General features: G+C 51.0%; 23 protein-coding genes. 18 read left to right on the top strand and 5 right to left on the bottom strand.

Annotated elements, in window-relative coordinates; all coding sequences use genetic code 11:
* Positions 1-7: 7 nt before the first annotated feature.
* Both ACXX82_RS00215 and ACXX82_RS00210 read right to left on the bottom strand, forming a co-directional pair.
* Positions 8-637 carry a hypothetical protein gene (locus ACXX82_RS00215; RefSeq protein ID WP_458562056.1) on the bottom strand — a complete coding sequence of 210 codons (630 nt, stop codon included), beginning with the start codon at positions 635-637 and terminating at the stop codon, positions 8-10.
* Positions 638-695: 58 nt separating this feature from the next.
* Positions 696-1,097, bottom strand: a complete 402-nt coding sequence (locus ACXX82_RS00210; RefSeq protein ID WP_458562055.1) for a hypothetical protein — start codon at positions 1,095-1,097, stop codon at positions 696-698.
* Positions 1,098-1,488: 391 nt separating this feature from the next.
* Between ACXX82_RS00210 and ACXX82_RS00205 the strand changes: the two genes are divergently transcribed.
* The 18 genes from ACXX82_RS00205 to ACXX82_RS00120 all read left to right on the top strand — a co-directional run bounded on the left by ACXX82_RS00205 (position 1,489) and on the right by ACXX82_RS00120 (position 14,756).
* Positions 1,489-1,641 carry a YhfG family protein gene (locus ACXX82_RS00205; protein ID WP_458562054.1) on the top strand — a complete coding sequence of 51 codons (153 nt, stop codon included), beginning with the start codon at positions 1,489-1,491 and terminating at the stop codon, positions 1,639-1,641.
* Positions 1,634-2,236 carry a putative adenosine monophosphate-protein transferase Fic gene (locus tag ACXX82_RS00200; RefSeq protein ID WP_458562053.1) on the top strand — a complete coding sequence of 201 codons (603 nt, stop codon included), beginning with the start codon at positions 1,634-1,636 and terminating at the stop codon, positions 2,234-2,236. Before ACXX82_RS00205 ends, ACXX82_RS00200 begins: the two co-directional genes overlap by 8 nt.
* 34 nt (positions 2,237-2,270) lie before the next feature.
* Complete coding sequence (locus ACXX82_RS00195; protein ID WP_458562052.1) at positions 2,271-3,119, top strand: type IV toxin-antitoxin system AbiEi family antitoxin domain-containing protein; 849 nt, start codon at positions 2,271-2,273, stop codon at positions 3,117-3,119.
* 271 nt (positions 3,120-3,390) lie between these two features.
* Entirely contained in the window at positions 3,391-3,609 is a 219-nt protein-coding gene (locus ACXX82_RS00190) for a hypothetical protein (protein ID WP_458562051.1), read from the top strand.
* Positions 3,610-3,645: 36 nt separating this feature from the next.
* Entirely contained in the window at positions 3,646-4,020 is a 375-nt protein-coding gene (locus tag ACXX82_RS00185) for a hypothetical protein (protein WP_458562050.1), read from the top strand.
* Positions 4,017-5,687, top strand: coding sequence for a TnsB C-terminal domain-containing protein (locus tag ACXX82_RS00180; RefSeq protein WP_458562049.1), 1,671 nt, complete (start codon positions 4,017-4,019; stop codon positions 5,685-5,687). The genes ACXX82_RS00185 and ACXX82_RS00180 overlap by 4 nt, the downstream gene beginning before the upstream one ends.
* 27 nt (positions 5,688-5,714) lie before the next feature.
* Positions 5,715-6,002, top strand: a complete 288-nt coding sequence (locus ACXX82_RS00175; protein ID WP_458562048.1) for a hypothetical protein — start codon at positions 5,715-5,717, stop codon at positions 6,000-6,002.
* 27 nt (positions 6,003-6,029) lie between these two features.
* Positions 6,030-7,019, top strand: coding sequence for an ATP-binding protein (locus ACXX82_RS00170; RefSeq protein WP_458562047.1), 990 nt, complete (start codon positions 6,030-6,032; stop codon positions 7,017-7,019).
* On the top strand, positions 7,016-8,227 hold the full coding sequence (locus tag ACXX82_RS00165; protein WP_458562046.1) for a hypothetical protein: 1,212 nt from the start codon (positions 7,016-7,018) through the stop codon (positions 8,225-8,227). Before ACXX82_RS00170 ends, ACXX82_RS00165 begins: the two co-directional genes overlap by 4 nt.
* Before the next feature lie 97 nt (positions 8,228-8,324).
* Entirely contained in the window at positions 8,325-8,678 is a 354-nt protein-coding gene (locus ACXX82_RS00160) for a hypothetical protein (RefSeq protein WP_458562045.1), read from the top strand.
* A gap of 37 nt (positions 8,679-8,715) precedes the next feature.
* A complete protein-coding gene (locus ACXX82_RS00155) occupies positions 8,716-9,141 on the top strand; it encodes a TniB family NTP-binding protein (protein ID WP_458562044.1) in 426 nt (141 codons plus the stop codon).
* Between the two features lie 57 nt (positions 9,142-9,198).
* The gene (locus ACXX82_RS00150) at positions 9,199-9,705 is read left to right on the top strand and encodes a hypothetical protein (protein WP_458562043.1); all 507 of its coding nucleotides are present in this window, start codon (positions 9,199-9,201) and stop codon (positions 9,703-9,705) included.
* The gene (locus ACXX82_RS00145; RefSeq protein WP_458562042.1) at positions 9,705-10,334 is read left to right on the top strand and encodes a TniQ family protein; all 630 of its coding nucleotides are present in this window, start codon (positions 9,705-9,707) and stop codon (positions 10,332-10,334) included. The genes ACXX82_RS00150 and ACXX82_RS00145 overlap by 1 nt, the downstream gene beginning before the upstream one ends.
* Before the next feature lie 202 nt (positions 10,335-10,536).
* A complete protein-coding gene (locus ACXX82_RS00140) occupies positions 10,537-11,220 on the top strand; it encodes an IS110 family transposase (protein WP_458562041.1) in 684 nt (227 codons plus the stop codon).
* 565 nt (positions 11,221-11,785) lie between these two features.
* A complete protein-coding gene (locus tag ACXX82_RS00135) occupies positions 11,786-12,064 on the top strand; it encodes a hypothetical protein (RefSeq protein ID WP_458562040.1) in 279 nt (92 codons plus the stop codon).
* Between the two features lie 378 nt (positions 12,065-12,442).
* Positions 12,443-12,685 (top strand): phosphopantetheine-binding protein, encoded by a 243-nt coding sequence (locus ACXX82_RS00130; RefSeq protein WP_458562039.1) that lies wholly within the window; start codon positions 12,443-12,445, stop codon positions 12,683-12,685.
* Complete coding sequence (locus tag ACXX82_RS00125) at positions 12,682-13,992, top strand: beta-ketoacyl synthase N-terminal-like domain-containing protein (protein ID WP_458562038.1); 1,311 nt, start codon at positions 12,682-12,684, stop codon at positions 13,990-13,992. Before ACXX82_RS00130 ends, ACXX82_RS00125 begins: the two co-directional genes overlap by 4 nt.
* Entirely contained in the window at positions 13,989-14,756 is a 768-nt protein-coding gene (locus ACXX82_RS00120) for an enoyl-CoA hydratase/isomerase (RefSeq protein WP_458562037.1), read from the top strand. The genes ACXX82_RS00125 and ACXX82_RS00120 overlap by 4 nt, the downstream gene beginning before the upstream one ends.
* A gap of 24 nt (positions 14,757-14,780) precedes the next feature.
* On the opposite strand, the gene ACXX82_RS00115 is transcribed toward ACXX82_RS00120, so the two are convergent.
* The 3 genes from ACXX82_RS00115 to ACXX82_RS00105 form a co-directional block, all read right to left on the bottom strand.
* Positions 14,781-16,535 (bottom strand): carboxylesterase/lipase family protein, encoded by a 1,755-nt coding sequence (locus ACXX82_RS00115; RefSeq protein ID WP_458562036.1) that lies wholly within the window; start codon positions 16,533-16,535, stop codon positions 14,781-14,783.
* 103 nt (positions 16,536-16,638) lie between these two features.
* The gene (locus ACXX82_RS00110) at positions 16,639-16,782 is read right to left on the bottom strand and encodes a hypothetical protein (protein WP_458562035.1); all 144 of its coding nucleotides are present in this window, start codon (positions 16,780-16,782) and stop codon (positions 16,639-16,641) included.
* A 266-nt stretch (positions 16,783-17,048) separates the two neighbouring features.
* A complete protein-coding gene (locus ACXX82_RS00105) occupies positions 17,049-18,047 on the bottom strand; it encodes an SAM-dependent methyltransferase (protein ID WP_458562034.1) in 999 nt (332 codons plus the stop codon).
* Positions 18,048-18,126: the final 79 nt, after the last annotated feature.

The raw sequence follows: 18,126 nt of genomic DNA, 5'->3' as shown, positions 1-18,126 counted from the left end.
ACTAAAATCACAGTAAAAATATCTGCAAAAGCTTTGCTAATGACGAAGCATGTACATAAAAATCAACCCTAGCCCCAGGGCCCCCCCAAAGCCGTGACTGCAGCGCGCTTACCTTTAATTCGAGCTTAGACAAACTGTCAATAATTGCTTGTGTATCTTTCGATTGCTGATAACCCGAATCAGCTTCCGGAGATGAGATTGAATTTTCAAAGCTGACTCGCTGGACATAAAGCATAACTCCGTTTGCAGATTCAATTGGTTCGATATCTAACACTGTGCAGTTGTCGTCTTTATGACTGAATACTGGACTAATTATTAAGTCTAAGTGGCTTAGTGACAAAACATCTTGAAAATCAGAAGGTTTAAGCTTAATTCTGCCCCTCAGATTGTTGTTGCCATTAAATACTTCAAACCATCCAATCCGTGGCTCGCCGTTCGGTGCGAGTTCATAATTTTCATCCTCAAAATCGATACCAAAAAATACTTTTGCTCCTTCGTCAATAATTTTGGGAACACCGGATTCGTAAAGATATTTGTCAATCAATACATCACCGTAAAACTCTATTGATTTACTGTCACGTCGCATCGTACCGTGCATGCCCTTGTTAACACATATTGATTCAGCTTTTACTCGCAAAGTCATTCCATGCTTTGATATTGAAAACTCCTACATATATTTATTGTTCAATCGTTCTCTAGCAGCTCTTCTTCTTGTCATATTCAACACACGTAAGTGCGTACATTTTATCGATATTATCCAAAAAAACATCCCGACCCTTCATGAGCTGAACTATAGTCAATTCGGACTGCTCTTCGGGGCTGACATTCAAAATCTCTGGCGTGACTGACAGTCCATTTATAGAAAACGAAATATCACAGAATTGATCGTCGTCAAGCCGTTTTGAGCCGATCCAGTAGCAAACACCGATGCTTTTTGGCTGGCCAGTATTTGTATAAAGCATTTCAAATCCTGCAGATTTAAATTCCTTTGGACGCAATTTTTCTACATGCTGAATCACCTGAACGACAGTCGCTCCATCCTTTGTTTTAAGATTTTTAGCGGCATCGATAAGCATTTTTTCAGCAGTCGGGTCCATTGTCTGTGCTTTGAATACCGTAGTGGCAACTGCTACCGGTGGAGCAACCCTGGGGGCTTCATCATGTTTTGAACATGATGCAACTGAAGCAAGAATTGCTAAAAAAGCAATTTAAAGAAAAAGTTGGTGGTTGAATCAATAAATTTCATAATGAAAATCTTCTTTTTGAGTATTAACGCAGAGGAAAAACTGGGAAAGACTTGCGAACAAATATAGCAAATTAGAAATACTTTCATCATAGTAATAGATGTCAAGTAATTATGTGTTTAAAATTGAATTGATGTGAATCAGATCATTTCTTAATCGAGTATTAATGACGATTCCGGTATTTTTAAAAACGTCGAAATGGTAAAATGGTTGCTGTCTGATATCACTATTTTGAGAGTATAAAATGCTGACAAAAGAACTGAAACTGCAGGTTTTTCAGAGCTTACGCTCTGAAAATTATCGTGCAAGCCTTCGCCTGGAAGGACTTGAACCTAAGCCGCTAACTAAGCTTATAACGAAGCCTAAAGCCACGGCCAAAAAAACAAAGCATGACTGATAAATACGGCGACGGCGGCGACAATCAGTATTGCTACCCTGAATCTGATGTACTTATAAATAAGCTTGGTCTCATTGAGCAAGACGCCCTAGATACAGCTGAAATTGCGCTAACTCAAGCTCGCGTTGAGCAGTACGAGCCTAACTTCGATGATATTTCTTTAGACGGCTTATGTGCTATTCACCGCTACGTGTTCCAAGATGTTTACGACTGGGCCGGCGAACTCAGGTTAGTCGATATCAGCAAAGGCAATACCAGATTCGCGAACGTCAATCGCATTGAACCAGAAGCTAAAAAGCTTTTTCAGCAACTAAAACAAGAAAATTTCTTGGTCGATTTACCACGAGAAAAATTCGTAGAGCGATTAGCGCACTACTACTGTGAGCTGAACGTCCTGCATCCGTTTCGTGACGGCAATGGCCGCTCGCAGCGACTGATGTTCGAAATCATCAGTATCAATGCCGGCTTTGCCATCCGCTGGCAATCAATTGAACGTCAAGAGTGGATCGATGCAAATATCGCGGCCTATAATTGTCAGCTAGATCGGCTGATAAACATCATTGATCGTTCAATAACATCAATTCTTGAGACTTAAATCATTTGCATAAACGAGTGTTAAACACTAATATATGCAAATGATTCAAGCAACCCTTTCATCCCGCTTATCTTCTACCGTTCAGCGCAAAGTCAACGCCGCGCAGCGATTTGTAGTTGCTTGCCAGTCTGTAGGGAAAATATCATTCACGCTGTCAGAGCTGACTGAAGAATCGGGCCTGTCACCAATCGCCGCAGCAGCTCAGCTCAAGCGTCTGAGCCAGGTTGTCCGTGTTTCGCCCCGTGCCGACTTTTTTCTAATTCTCAGCCCTGAACAGCTAGCCATGGGTGCGCCCCCGGCCTCGTGGTGGCTACATGAGTACTTCCAGCAGCAAAAAAACCCCTACTATCTTGCGCTTCTGTCCGCTGCAGCCGAATATGGATCCTCCCATCAGGTCGTCCAAGTCGTTCAGGTCATGACGGACAAGCCAATGAGAGAGCTAAAGATTGGCCGAATTCGCGTGCAGTTCTTCGTCAAAAAGCATGCTGAAAAATCGCCCACGACCAGATTACCGAATGCTTTTTCCCCCTTAAACGTCAGCACACCAGAGGTTACCGCTCTCGATCTAATCCGCTATGCATACCGCATTGGGGGCATCGGCCGCGCGACGCAAGCGATAAGCGGTTTGGTTTCGCAGTTTTCTAAAAAGGGTCTCCGGCAGGCGCTTCAAACAGAGGTTGAAACCTCTACGATTCAGCGCCTAGGCTTCATTCTCGAAATCCTTGCCCAACTTGAGCTGTCCAAGATAGTCGAAGAATTTCTACCAAAAAAATTGAACCGAGTAATGCTCGAACACCATAAAATTGCCGCTACCGAAACGACATTACCGTTATCAGCAAAATGGTCTGTCGTTATCAATGCCGATATAACCGAACTCTCATGACACCAATCACCCGTCAAGACATACTCCAACACCAGCAGCAAGTGCCCTGGCCAGTGCTTTACCAGGTAGAGCAAGACCTTTTACTTTGCCGTCAATCAAAGTAAAACTACCAACAACTCACAATCCATAAGTCATTGAATTTGCAGCAATTGCGCTGTATTAGCGGTGTTTTGTTTGTACTTTTGCTTCGGCGATGTGCGAAGTAAAGTTGATACATCCTTGAAATACGAAGTAAAACTGCTAAATTGTAAAAAAATAGGCGGAGACCCGCATGATGCCTAGCTTTTTACAGCCACGTTTCACTTTTCCGATCGATAGCGCTCGCCCAAAAGGCGCGCCGCATTTCGAGGTGTGGGCGCCCAAACTCAGGCGTCGCCTGACGCTGTTTGACCAGTTGCATGTGCGACTTTTTACCTTACTCGAAAGCAATCCATGGGTGTCCACCTATTGCGAACGTCCGGCATATTCGGACCGCAACGACGACAAGTAACTCATCAATTTTTGGGTGAAGGCCGGACGACGAGAAGTGTTTTGGATTGTCGTTGCTGAATCCGGTACGCACAGTCCCCATGTCTTGATTCCAGACCAGCATATAAGCCTGCGCTATATTCACGCCCGGCATCTGGTGTCGCACGCGCTCTGGATTGAGAACTGGCTGCGTATCCTGCCCTACCTTTCTGCCAATTCGGCATTTGTCAGCAACCAATTACTGACGGATATCGCGCAGGCCGCTGCGGCTGGTCCGACGCTTGGTGATATCGAACGCGATTTTCAGCCAAACGATATTGTGCTGATTCGGACTGCTGTGTTTATGCTGTTGCATACAGGGCGGCTAAAAGCAGATAGCTTGCGTCGGCAGCCGCTGGGTCCCTTGATCAGATTGATGGGGAAACTGAGATGACGCGCCTGCGTCGTGTCATCGCTGCGGATCGGGCGGATTGCAGCACCTGGCCGAGCGTCGCATGGCCCGCTTTGCCCGTTGCCCAACAGCAGATATTCAGGGCGCGGGAGGATGCGGTGCTGCGCTATTGTCGGCGTGAGCCTTTGCGCGCCATTGAGGCCGCGACAGGCATCACTTACAGTTCGATACGACGGCTTTACGAACGCTGTCTGCAGATGCATGCTGATGGTCGGTTGCAGGGCTGGCGTGCGCTGATCCCGTTCGAACACGTTAAATCCTATCGACGCTCAGCAAAGGTTGTGCGGTCTGGCCGTGGCGGAAAGGCCGGTGCGTTTACCCTCTTGCTGGAACGCTATCCAGAGCTCGAAACGTTGATCGTCAACGAACTGTTGCACCACCATGTGGTGGTGCAGGAGGGATCTGCGGGGCTGGTCGTTTGCGGACTGAGTGCGCTGCATAAACACTTTCGACAATGCTGCCTGGACCTAGGATTGACTGAACGCGACTACCCGTTGGTGCAGATTGAACAAGGGATTCGGAGTTTGGCGACGGCGGTCAAACAGATCGCAACCCGGACGTTTGACACTGCTGCACGCGCGGCATTAACCCGTAAGCGTTCCGGCGGGGTGCGGCCGGACAACGAAGGTTTGCCATTGGTGGCGACACTTCCCTACGATGCAGTCGAATTCGATGGCCATCGGGTGGACGTGCGTCTGCGGGTTGTTTTTGAGCGCGCCGCCGGGGTGGAAGAATCCTTTGAAATCGACCGGGTCTGGCTGCTCACCATCATTGATGTATGTAGTCGGGCCATACTCGGTTATCACATCGTGCTGGGACGGGAATATAGCCGGTTTGACGTGCTTAAAACTGTGGAACGCGCGTTGGTGGCATGGCGTGCGCCGTCGTTGACGATTCCTGGTCTGCGCTTTGCACCGGGTGCTGGTATGCCTTCAGAACGTTTCCCGGAACTCGCTTATGCCGTATGGAACTGGTTTCGCTTCGATAACGCCCGTGCCAATCTAGCGGTCGATACCTTACATTTGCTCACCGAAGTAGTCGGTTGCGGGGCGCATGCCGGGCCGGCCTATCGTCCTAACGAACGCCCCCATATTGAACGGTTTTTTGGCACGCTGGCTTCGGTTCTGGCCCATCGATTGCCGGGAACCACCGGAGGGAGTGCAACCGACCCGCGTCGGCGTATTGCAGAGATGTCAGCAACCGCGCCGGCAGTGGTGCGACTCGACGAATTAATGGAGTTGACCGCAGTCGCCATTGCCAATTACAACGCCAGCGCGCATGACAGTCTGGGTGGCCGTTCGCCGCTGGAAACGCTGGGTTATTACTTGCGCGAGAAACACATTGTCCTGCGCTGGCTGGCCGAACCAATGCGGCGTCAGCTGTGCTTGCTGCAACACGTGCACGAAGGACATGTGCGCGGCAGTATCGTGCGTGGGGTACGACCATATATTTATTTCTTCGGTGCACGCTACACCAGCCATAGTCTGGCCGGGCGAGCCGATCTGATCGGACAACCGGTCCGTTTGTATTTTGATGCTGAGGATGTGCGTGCTCTGCGCGTATTCGATACTACGGGCCGCGAACTATGCGTGGTCGAGGTCCAGGGTGGTTGGCGGTATACCGCGCATACCTTACGCATGCGTAAGTAAATTCGGGCGCTGGTTCGCGCCCGCAAGATGCAATACACGCACAACGATGATCCGGTGCAGTGCTACCTGAATTACCTGCGTAAAGGTGCAGGTAAGCACCGTCGTACGGCCAGCAAAGCCGAAGGTGTGCGCCGTGTGATCGCCGACGCCAGTTCCGTTGCCAACGCTCCGCCCGGACCTGTTGGTCAACAGTCAGGCGCTCCAGGTACAGTACCTCAGACCACCGCGACAGTAACTGTCGACATCGACAAGCTGAAAGAGGCTGTACGTGGCAAACGCCTGATCATAGGTACGGGTCAGGTATTCTCAGATTGATCCACGGAGATTGAAAGGGATAAAGTCATGAGTCATCCCAAGCCACTGGAACGTCCTGTCGCCAAAGAACGGCATCCATTAACCAATCGTACTTATCGTGTTGCGACCACGGCGATTGAAGCCTGTTGGCTGTTAGTCGCCAAATGCTTGCAGTTCCGTATTCCGGGGGCGTTGATTTACGGAGAAAGCCGGCTCGGCAAGACTTACGCGATCGAATATTTGCGTATGCTGATCCATCAGGAACGCCCGGAGATCCCGACCTTCCATGTACAGGCCGAACACAAGGCTAGCCGCAGCGAGGGAGCGTTCTTCTCCAGCCTGTTACGTGCAGTGCGCCACCCTGAACCGGACCTCGCGCGCAACTCACGCAAACGCAAGGCCTTACATGACCGGCTACGTGCGGTCGCGGAAGCCCAGAGCAGTTCGATGGTGGTATTTTTTTGTGACGAGGCGCAACGCTACTCGTTACATGAATACGAATGGCTGCGCGACGTTCATGACGAACTGGCGCAAAGTGGCGTCCGCTTGACGACATTTTTGTTTGGTCAGGAACGCTTATGCGAGCAACGTGCACGCTTTCAGGAATCGGGCGACACGCAAATCGTCAAACGTTTCATGGTCGAGACATTACGTTTTCGCGGCATACGTAGCGCGGTGGATGCGGCTACCTGCCTGAAAAGCTACGATGAGCACGAATATCCGGTGGGCAGTCAGTGGAGCTTTACGCGCTATTATTATCCCTATGCCTTCGCAGCCGGGTTACGCCTGGAAGGGAGTGCCCATTTCTTGTGGAATGCCTTTTCGTTGGCGCATCAGCAGGCAGCATTGGCGGGCGAAGTTGAAATCCCGATGGAGTATTTCTCGCGTGCAGTCGAAGCGGTGTTACTGGACGGCTTGTTGCACGACGCGGTTGACTTTGACCTCACCGAAAAACACTGGAGCGCTGTGGTGCAGCATTGCGGGTATGTCGCCTCCGAACAAGCCGTCGAGCGCAACCCGCGCGGACTTGGGCATTGAATCCGACCGAACCTCCCCACGCGCTGTTTCTACCCCTGCTTATCATTCCGCCCGGCGGCATCAAGGTAGTGGCACTACCAAAATTAGCCTCACATCTGTGGGCACCTTATGAATCGGCGTGGGCATGGGGTGCCAAACTGGGGGCGGCGAATGCCTTGTCTTGCTTCGAAGTTTCTGCCTTGCTGGGCGTGTCTGCAAAGACCACCTTTCCCTTGGTTCCGCCAGACGTGCCGGACGCGGCGCGCCTACTCGGACGAAAGCTATTGCTCCCATCGCGTCATATTGAAAACGCATTCTTCGGCGGCCCGCTGAAATTTTTACAGCCGCTGGTGTGCGAACAGTTACGCCTGTGCCCTGTCTGCGCTCGGTTCGGCCATCATTTTATTCTGCATCAACTGCGACCATTTTCTTGTTGTCCTCTGCATCACATGCCACTACGTGAACGCTGCCCCAACTGCAATTCAAGGCTGATGTATGCTCTGGGAGACTCCACAGTCAATGGTCCAATCAGTTGCCCGACATGTCGTGCGCCGCAACTGCCTCTCACATCGGGTGGCGTTCCAAAAACCCGCATGATCTCGGCACAGACGACTGCGCGTATCGCACGCTGGTTGACCTTTTTACGGCGGCGTTGTACTGACTCCGACTCGTTCGCGACGGTTGGTATGATCGATATGAATAAATCCCATTTCCCTGCTCAGCCTGAATGTTTTAAGGTCCTCAAACCATCGGGATTATCCATCAATGTGATTTTGCCCTCATTGCGTGCGCGGTGGTCGACTGATACGCATTACCAATTATTGGAGGCGTGCTATTGGACGCACTCTCGACGGTTCTGGCGAAAATGTCACCCGCAATCACGCTGCTGGTATCAGCGCTTGCTTAGGGGTGAAACAGGCCAACTGGCACCGACTCCACGCATACTGGCGTTTTTATACTGGCGCATGACTTGGCAAGGATGTACCAACCCTTACCTGCTACGTCGTAGTCTTGGCCTGCCCTTCTATGGAATTGCTGAGTGGGAGGCTGCACAACCCGCTCCCGAGATCGATGATACCGATGTATCTGCATTTGAGGATGCGCTGGAAGCGTCATGGCGCGAATGGCTGGTGTGCATCGATTTGCTCGGCGTAGAGATTTTAGAACGGGTTCCGTGGCGCTTGCGCATCCGTCCGGCTGCCTACATTAATTTAGCTAGAAAGAAATAAAAACGCACCATCAACTATTTTGCATAATTACTTCGCAAAGTGCCGTAAGTATTTGTTTTAAAAAGGGGTGAGTTTTCAAAAACGACAGAGCGTCAACTTGTTAACACTTTTGCTTCGTTTTTTTATCAACTTTACTTCGGTTGACGACAAGCGCCTCAAGGTCACGATCGATCATGTATTTATTGATGATTTTATTGCAGATAAAAAAGTCAAAGCCAAGCGCAGTCGGCGTGCGGCCAGTGATTTGGAAAGAACCATGCGCATACTGGCAAAAGCGCCGACTTCTGCTACGCCACCAGGACCACATTACGCGCCTGGAAACAACGTCACTGATCCGGCAACGCAAGTCCTGTCAGCTGATGAAACAACATCGCCCCCAAAGCCCGACATTAACAAAAAAATTGCCCCGATACTACTCACCATCGGCAGTGGTTATGGCCCGAGTATTTAGCCATTCGGATGCTGCCTCTATATCAAGGAGAAGCATATTGTCTAGCCATATCACCCGCCTGACACGCCCGATCAGCGAGGAATTACATCCGATCGCTACCGGCCAGTACCGGATCGCCACCCCGGCCATACAAGCGTTTTACGAACTCATTTCTCGCTGCCTGCGCTACCGCATTACCGGTGCGTTAATTTATGGTCCGCCACGAATAGGCAAGACCAAAGCGATCGAATATCTCCGCTTATCTGAAAAAGTTCCGAACATCACTACCTACCATGTGCAGGCTGAACACAAGCCGCGCCATGCGGAAGGCCCGTTCTTCGCCAATCTGTTGGAAGCGGTTGGTTACCCTGAAGCGTCGGGCGGATCGAATTCCGCCAAGCGGCAGCGCCTGATCAATAAAATCCGCGAAGCCTGTATCAAGGCCGGGCGCGGTACCGTCATCTTGTTTTGCGATGAAGCCTAACGCTTCGATGAGAATGAATATGAGTGGTTGCGCGACATTCACGATCACCTGGATCGCATGGAAATCAAGCTGTTTACATTTCTAGTTGGTCAGCAAGATTTGCTATCAATTAAAACCAATTTCCAACGGACCGGCAAGATGCAAATTGTGGCCCGTCTGATGGTCGAAGAGCTGGCATTTTATGGCGTGCGCGATGTCAATGAAGTGGCAACCTGCCTGGCGGGATACGGCCAGACCTTCTATCCACGCGGATCGCCATGGAGTTTTACCCGCTTTTATTTGCAGCAAGCGGTGGATGCTGGCTATGTCCTGACCGATGATGCACAGCTAATTTGGACGACCTTTGAGAACATCCATAACAAAGCGGGGTTCAGCGGTGCGATGGACATTCCGATGGAGTCGTTTACGCGCGCCGTCGAGATCGTCCTTAAGGACGCGGCGATTCATGATGGACCCGCTTATCGGCCCCCGCCTGCGCTCTGGGAACAAGCAATACGACACTCCGTATATACACAAATCAGGATCGCCACCAGTCGTCTTAAACTGGCGCTGCGGGAGGCCTAGTGCGGACGCGCGGCGAGATTAACATTCCCGTGTTTGCTGCGTATCCGATCATGCTGGTCGGCACGCATGCCCTGACCCCTGCGCTGGGATACGTCTTTAATCCGACATGGCTGGATCCGCAAGAATCCATCGTCTCCATCCTCTGGAAGTTTGCGCGGGTGAATCTGATCGCCGGCCATCTGATTGCAGGGAAAATTTCCAGAACGGTGGTGGATCCCTATGAAGGAATTAATCCAAGCAGCAGTGAAGTCGACATCCGGCGCGTACATCAGATGCTGTGCTTGCCATCAAAGCTGATTCGCAATGCATTGCTGCCAGATGCGTTAGGTTGCCCCGAGTTTCGCTATTGTCCACGTTGCATGCGCCGTGGCTATCACAGTGTGGTGCATCAGATTGCGCTGGTCACGCACTGTCCAATACATGGCAACACCTTGCAAACGGCATGCAGTCGTTGCAACAGAAAAATACCTTATCGGCTCAATGCTATTTTGTTAGATGCGCCATTTCGATGCGGATATTGCCGACATTATTACGGCACCTGTCACCCACGGTTTTTAGAAAGAATGCCGCTTAGTTTGAAGGCGCGGGTCGCCATTACGCGCATGCGGTTGCATTATTTCGCACACTAAAAATTCACACGAGGCAATTATTTGCAGACAATTCAATGCAAAATAGGTAAGTAATTTGTAGACGAATTTACCTGCCTGGCATTCTTATAACTGCGTGTAGATGAATTTACCTGACAAGTTCGCTAAGCCTATGAATTTAAATAATAAATCATGAAAATTCTTTGAACTGTGCGCGTGTAGACAAATTTACCGTGACGTTGTCGTGAAATTTGCCAAGGTCTACGACAAGGTACTGTACTCACGACGGCTGCCCAATAATCTGACGGACATCTGCGCTGCCCTAAGCCCCTATCGGCAAGAGCTGTTCGGTGTCGTGGTGGAATCGACCTTCAACTGGTACTGGCTGGTCGACGGCCTGATCGACGCCGGACACTCGGTTCACCTCGCTAACACTGTCGCCATCAAACAATATGATGGCCTCAAGTATCGCGGTGACGAATCGGATGCCCGACATCTCGCGCATATCCTGCGGCTTGGGCTTTTGCCGGAGGGGCATATCATGCCGCAGCCATTGCGCGCGATACGCGATCTGTCACGCAAGCGCATGCAATTGGTCCAACAGCGCACGACCCAACTTCTCTCGATTGGGACATGCCTTGCTCAGCAAACCGGCGGGCAGACAAGCAGTGACACCATCAAACGATTGACGGATGCCGACATTGACAAGCTGCCGGTTGGTAGTATCGAAGCGATCGGTATCAAAGCCAACCTGGCAGTCATGGGGGCTCTTCAAGCACAGATTGATGGTATCGAAAAAGCGCTGCTGAGATATTGCCGCAATAATCCGGACTATCGGCTGCTAAATACTGTTCCTGGAATCGGTGCAACGTTGGCTACCGTCATCTTGCTTGAAACAGGGGACGTCGGGCGCTTTGCCGACTTTTGATGTTGAAGACCGGAGAAGAATTCTCGGTCGAGCGTTGTTTTACTTAAGATTGGCAACGGCCGGCGAGCCAGGCCCTATGTTGGACTTTGAGCCACCTATCCTGATTGGATGCCGCGCCGTTTGCCATCACTTCAAACGGGTATGAAATGAATCGTCCGGATTGTGAGCCACCTGTGTTTGGAACCGCCTTGCGGAAGCCACAAGTCTGCCTAACAATTGAACACAAAACGGTACCGAGATGCTTCTGGGACGGCACAGCCGTCAGGGCGGAACGGCTTGCAAAGCTTCCGCTTGATCCACATGGGTGACTGGTGCGATTCACGCAACCACACGACGAAGCAAAGGGCACGAAGAGCATTTCATGCTGACCACAGAAGCGATGGCAGTAGCAAAATGATTATCGCGGAAGATCGCGAGAATTTTATTTAACCCCTTGATTTTGGACGGCTAATGGGTGACATAGGGGGATGATGATTGGCGAGAAAGCGTCTGACTTAATCTTACAAAAACAAATTATTTCGTAGGCCTTGCTTACATCAATTAGGAATGCCACGGTTGAAGAGCCGTGACTGCTCCACCAGTTACAGCGCCAGCCCGCCTGCCCGTGCCGGTGGCCGTTCGCCGCTGGAAACGCTGGGTTATTACTTGCGGCAGAGCATATTTTGCTACCCTGCCGGTGCTTGCACATTGGGGCATTGATGATTTGGTTGACCGCGACCGAAATTTTTTTACCGGCATTTATCTCATCGATCGCCACCTTGTTAGTGCCGTTTTTATCCAATGTAATCTTTTCAGAAATGCCATGAGCCTGCATGGCCTGAAAAAATTTTTGGATGGCAGGTAGTGGACGTAAGTAAATTTACGTATCGATTAACGTTGCATTCAATTTTTCGCACTATTTATTAACCGGTGCCTTTGCGTAAAAATATTTTAAATGACAGTTATACTGTCGTATTCCCTTCACGTAAATGTATCGGCAATCCAACAAGTTGATGAATGAAATCAATGACTAATGGAAATTGAAGGGCCGCTGGTTTTAAGCCCCAGGAATCCAGGCGCTTTAAACTATTTGGAGGCAGCATCTTGATATAAAGAGCATCGAATAAGCTTTCCAGCCCAATTTCGTGTTTTCCGCTCATCTTTATATTAATTACCCCGCTAAGCCCATTCAATTTCCGTGCTGATCGTAAGCGACGACATCAATAAATTACGGGCAATAACAATGACCAAAGCTGAAGTTTTTAATGTTATCAAAAATAATATTCTTGAGATCCTGCCAAAACTGCAGCCCGACATAGTGTTGATCGAGAAAAACCTGACCGATCTGGGCGCCAATTCAGTTGATCGCATGGAAGTGGTGATCATGTCGATGGAAGATCTGGGCGTGAAAATTCCATTGCTCAGTTTCGCCGGTGTCGGCAATATCGAAGGTCTGGTCGAGGTTTTATTCAATCATATGCAATGAGACCGGATCAACGCCCCCTGCAATCAGCCGCACCGGGTGTGCAAATCTCCGGCATGGGAATCGTTTCGGCAATCGGCCATGACGTGCACGCTTTTTCGGCTGCGTTAGCGACCGGCTTATCCGGCATCAGACGTTCAGGACGCCGCGTCACCCCTGCTATCGCCGTCGATATCGCAGCGGAAATCGACGGTTTCGATTTCGGGCAATCTATCGGCCGCATCGCCGCTCTTCCCGATCAACTAGCGCAATCCGCGCTGCATGTCGCACGCCGCTCGCCGTTTGCGATCCAAACCTCGGTGGTTACGGCGTTGCAGGCCTGGTGCCAGGCTGGCTTGCATCAGGCCGCAGCAGAGTCTGTCATTGTCCCTGAACGTATCGGACTGGTGATAGCCGGACATAATACTACGCAGAACGATCAGTATTCGCTGTTTTCGGATTTCCTGAGCCAGCCCGAATATCTCTCGCCCCGTTATGCATTACAGTTTATGGACAGCAACCAGCTCGGCGTGCTGAGCGAAATACTGAATATCCGCGGGGAAGGTTTTACTACCGGTGGCGCTTCCGCATCCGGCAATGTCGGCGTAATCCAGGCCATGCGGCTGATCCAGGCGGGCGTGGTCGATGCCTGTCTTGTGGTCGGCGTGGTGGCCGATCTGTCACCGATGGAGATTCAGGGCTTTTATACGATAGGAGCGATGGGTGGCAAACAATTCCACGACCGTCCGGAACAGGCCTGCCGCCCGTTCGATGCCTTGCATGAGGGATTCATTTACGGTCAGGCTTCCGCCAGTTTGTTGCTTGAATCTGACGCCAGCGCCAAACGCCGCAATGCCCCCTGCCTCGCGCGCCTGTCGGGGGGCGCCATCACTCTGCACGCAACCGCATCGCCCGGACCGGACCTCGACGGTGAATCCCGTGCCATGCATGCAGCCTTGCGGCAAAGCGGCTTACAGCCCGATGCAATCGATTACCTGAATACCCATGGCAGTAGTTCGCCAATGGGAGACCAGGTTGAAATAGCAGCAATCGAACAGGTTTTCGGCTCGCATTTTCCACAGCTTTGGTTGAATGCCACCAAGAGCTTGACCGGCCACTGCCTGTATTCGGCAGGCGTGGTCGAAATAATCGCCTCGGTTATCCAGATGCAGGAGGGGTTTATACATCCCAATCTCAATCTGGACGACCCAATCAATCGTAATGCCAGATTCAGCCAAAAAACCGCCACGCCGGCAACTATCGCAACCGCGATGAGCAATTCTTTCGGCTTTGGCGGCATAAATACCAGCATCGTGCTGCAGAAAATATGAACTATCAAACCATTCAGGTCAGCGTCGAACAGTCAGTCTGTTTCATCCGCCTGCATCGTCCCGAGAGCAATAATACGATCAACCGGACCATGGTCGACGAATGCCGCCATGCGTTGGCTGGTCATAACGGGGGAGATCCATTTCACGTCGTGGTGATGGAAGGCTTGCCGACGGTGTTTTGCCTCGGCGCCGACTTTGACGACCTGTCCGGAACCGGGTTTTGCACTGGTGATGCTGTGGAACCGGAAGACCTTTACGACTTATGGGAGCAATTAGCGCGCGGTCCTTTCATCAGCATTGCTCATGTCCGGGGCAAGGTAAATGCTGGTGGCATCGGCTTCGTCGCCGCCAGCGATATTGTGCTGATCGACCAAAGCGTGGAGTTTAGCTTATCTGAATTGCTGTTCGATTTATTTCCGGCATGCGTACTCCCTTTCCTGATCCGTCGCATCGGGTTCCAAAAAGCGCATTATATGACCTTGATGACCAAGTCGATTGGGGTGCAGCAGGCACTCGAATGGGGCCTGGCCGATGCCGTCGAGAGTGACAGTCATTCGCTGTTGCGCAAGCATCTGCTGCGGCTCAGGCGGTTATCGAAAACCGGCATTCAGCGTTATAAGACCTACGCCAACACGCTAGACGCCTTTCTGACCCAGTCAAAGACCGTGGCAGTGGACGCCAATCGCGCGTTGTTCTCAAATGCGAAAAACCTGGAAAAGATTACCCGCTACACCCAAACAGGGATGTTTCCCTGGGAAGACTAAGCTTGCCATTTTTTTTAACCAGGCTTACTTTGCGTGTTCGATGCTATTCGACCCTGCCCACGGATCGACCAGGTTATAGCCGATGCGCTCCCATAGCGCGCAACTGGCGCGGTAAGGATCGTTTTCGACAGTCAGTTGCGGCACATTCAGCACCATGTAATTCCTGGCATCACGCTTGAACACGGGCCAGTCCCGATGATTCTTTTCCGGGCCGTTTGGATTGAGATACTTCGCGAAATTAGTCCAGTAATCGCCGATGGCCTCTGACAGACGCGCTTCTTCCGGCGTGAATTTGCCACCTGTCTGATCAGCAGTGTGAAATACGAATGGCAATTCTGCGCCATGGCAGACATTGTCGTCGCTGCTGCATGCAGGACCGCCCCAGACCTTAAAAGATGGCTGATGATTGAATAAATAAGCATAGACCGGCGTCTTTACGCCGGATGCCACAGATGCCATATGGCGCGCGCTGCATATCAGAAAACCTTCGGTCTGCACACGTGCCCATACGGCATCAATACTCTTTTCCTGACTTAACGGGTAATCGGCAATAATTGCCTGAAAATACCTACCAAATAATGAGGCCGCGTTTGCCGAGTAAGTTGCTGGCGTCAAACCCTTCCCTTCGGTAAATAGCACCGCCTCATTTTTGTTGGTGCCAATCAGCAGCGGTTTGTGGCCCAGGCCCTCATCCGCGCCTGCAATCGGCTGCCGGGTCAGCAATGTGCCATCGATTGCCGGACTGAACGGAATGTAATATTTGGTTCCGGAAAAAACATCGCTCATTTGCGGAGTAAAAGCATTCTGTGCCAGCAACAGGTCGTTGACTGACGTCGCTCGCAAGCATTTTTCGTCTTGGCAGCCCAGGCCATGCTGGTAAATATTGCCGACGTTGACCTGGTCGGCCAAACTCTTGTAGGGCAATGCCAGAAAATTGCTTTCCATGATTGCGGCGCGAAACAGCTTTGCGCTGCCCGGTGCGGAAAACACATGTAGGCCGACCGACATGGCACCAGCGCTTTCACCGAAAATAGTGACCTTGCCGGGGTCGCCACCGAAACCACGGATATTTTTTCGAACCCATGACAGCGCAAGTTGCTGATCCATAAAACCGTAGTTGCCAGACAGACTATCGGTCGCCAGGAAACCGAGCGCGCCGACACGATAATTGAAGCTGACCAGAATGACGTTCTTATTGGCTGCCAGAAAAGCACCGTCGTACAAGCTATATCCGCTGTCGCCGGCCACAAAGCTGCCGCCGTAAATAAACACCATGACCGGAAGTTGTGCATTCGCCGGCGTGCCGTCCCGCGTCCAGACGTTCATAGTGAGGCAGTCTTCGCTTTGCGTGGCGGCGAGCGCAACCAGGTTCGGCGCAGCATCCGGCGGCACCGCGTATTGCGGGCATACCGGACCGAATTTTGTAGCGGACAACGTGCCGTGCCAGGCTGCCTTGGCGACCGGTGCACGCCAGCGGCCCCTGTCAGCTGTCGATTCGGCGAATGGCATGCCCAAGAAAGCGTCGGCTTTCTTACCCGATTCAGTGGCCTGGACTAGGCCACACACGGAAGATTCCCCAATCGATACAGTGCCGGTGTTGCAGGTCGGTACCGACGCGGCGACCGCATTCGCTGCATCGACTTTATCGACCGTATCCGGCGTAGCCTGCCCGACGTTTGCTAAGCCGAATGTTGCAGCGAACAGCACATACGCCAGCGCGGCGACGCGACGTTTAGATGGCAGACTGGAAAAATCGGGATTGCAATTAAAGCTCAACATGGTTCTATGCTCATTTGACGTATTGAAGAAAGTTCTGTGCAATAAACGCGGATTATTTACCACCATCACCGGCCAGAACGGTAATGGCGCACTGCGCTTTCCACTACCGGTAAAGCAGATATTCGGGATTTTTTACGCGCGACATTGACAGACCGTATTCGATCGGAATTTTAGGGATATCGTGCCATTGACGATGACTGCTTTGGATCAATCGCAGGCCACCATTGTCGATCAAGGGTGACGACATTTAAACATCATATTGCCCTGCGCAATGCAGTCTGTGTATGACATTTCGTGAACCCATCGCCAGCCCGGGTGCCAGAACAGCGACGGACTTCCCTGCAGTTTACTGACGGCAGAGCCGCTGGCAAAGACACTATCGGTCAGGTCCGGCTGATCGAATAATACGACCAGCGCCGGGTGCACGATTATATCTGCAAACTCCGGATAATCCGCTATGTTAACCAGGCGCTTCTTTGCCTTTGCACATGGCACGGTGGTTTTTCTGAGTTATTATTTTTGTGCACTCACAAAAAGACACAATCCAGTAATCGAATTCAGGTGGTAATAGGTCCACAGGATTTCGGTCAACCTCACGATATTGAGGTTGCCTGCACAAAATCCTTCATGAATCTGCTTGACGACGTACATAAAATGCGCGCCCCAGACTTCCTTTGTGACATCCTGGACAATGATGTTCCTGAAGCCAACCTCGGTGAGTAGCGCCTGATATTCTTCCACTGTTTCCATATGATTTTTCGCGCTGGGAAACACTGTATATTGCGTCAGCCGTTCCGCCGACGTGAACAGAATGTCCGACAATACCAGCCGTCCATCCTGCTTCAGGATGCGATAGGAATCTTCCAGAAATTTACGCCGCGTCTCAAAATGAAATGCTGCTTCGATACACTCGATACTATCGAAAAAATCATTTTCGAACGTCATGTCGACCGCATTCATGACCGCAGCGTGGCATCCTGGTGCATTTTTGAGCGTCGATTCGATTTGCTTCTCAGAAATATTGATGGCCCAGACGTTCTCGGCGGGGTAATGATCCAGCAGACGCCGGGTCGACGCACCCATACCGCAGGCGACGTCCAGGATGCGACCGGTTTTTTCGGGAATAAAATCGAGCAAAGCGTCCTGCAGCCGTTCGGATGCCTGGTTCATGGTAACGGTAGTTTCATTCCAGTAACCGATGTTACGAAACTCGGTATCGCCGAACAACATGCCGGTAAGACCATCCGTGTTGTAAAACGCAAAATCGTAATGACTGTTTACCAGCCTGGCCAGGTTATTTGTGTCCACGCTGTTTTCTTCGACCGAATCCGAGCGCCGCACAAAATCTTCATCGACCGGTGCCTCGCCAATTATTTCGCTGTCGAAGGAGAAATTCGTAAGGATTTTCTGAATATCACCAGGCACATGGTCGATCAAATCGATCTGCGCAGAGATAGCGTAGAATAAACGTTTTTTCAACGCTTCTTTCAAATCAGGTTGAGTCGCGATCATTGTTAAAACTCCTTTTTACATTAAGTTAAAATTTTACGAAAAAATTTGCGGGTGCACCAGAAAAAAGATTTCAGGCGAC

The sequence above is a fragment of the Glaciimonas sp. GNP009 genome, from assembly GCF_054343755.1.
The sequence above is the reverse complement of the archived record's forward strand: the minus strand, read 5'-3'. Positions and strand labels throughout refer to the sequence as shown.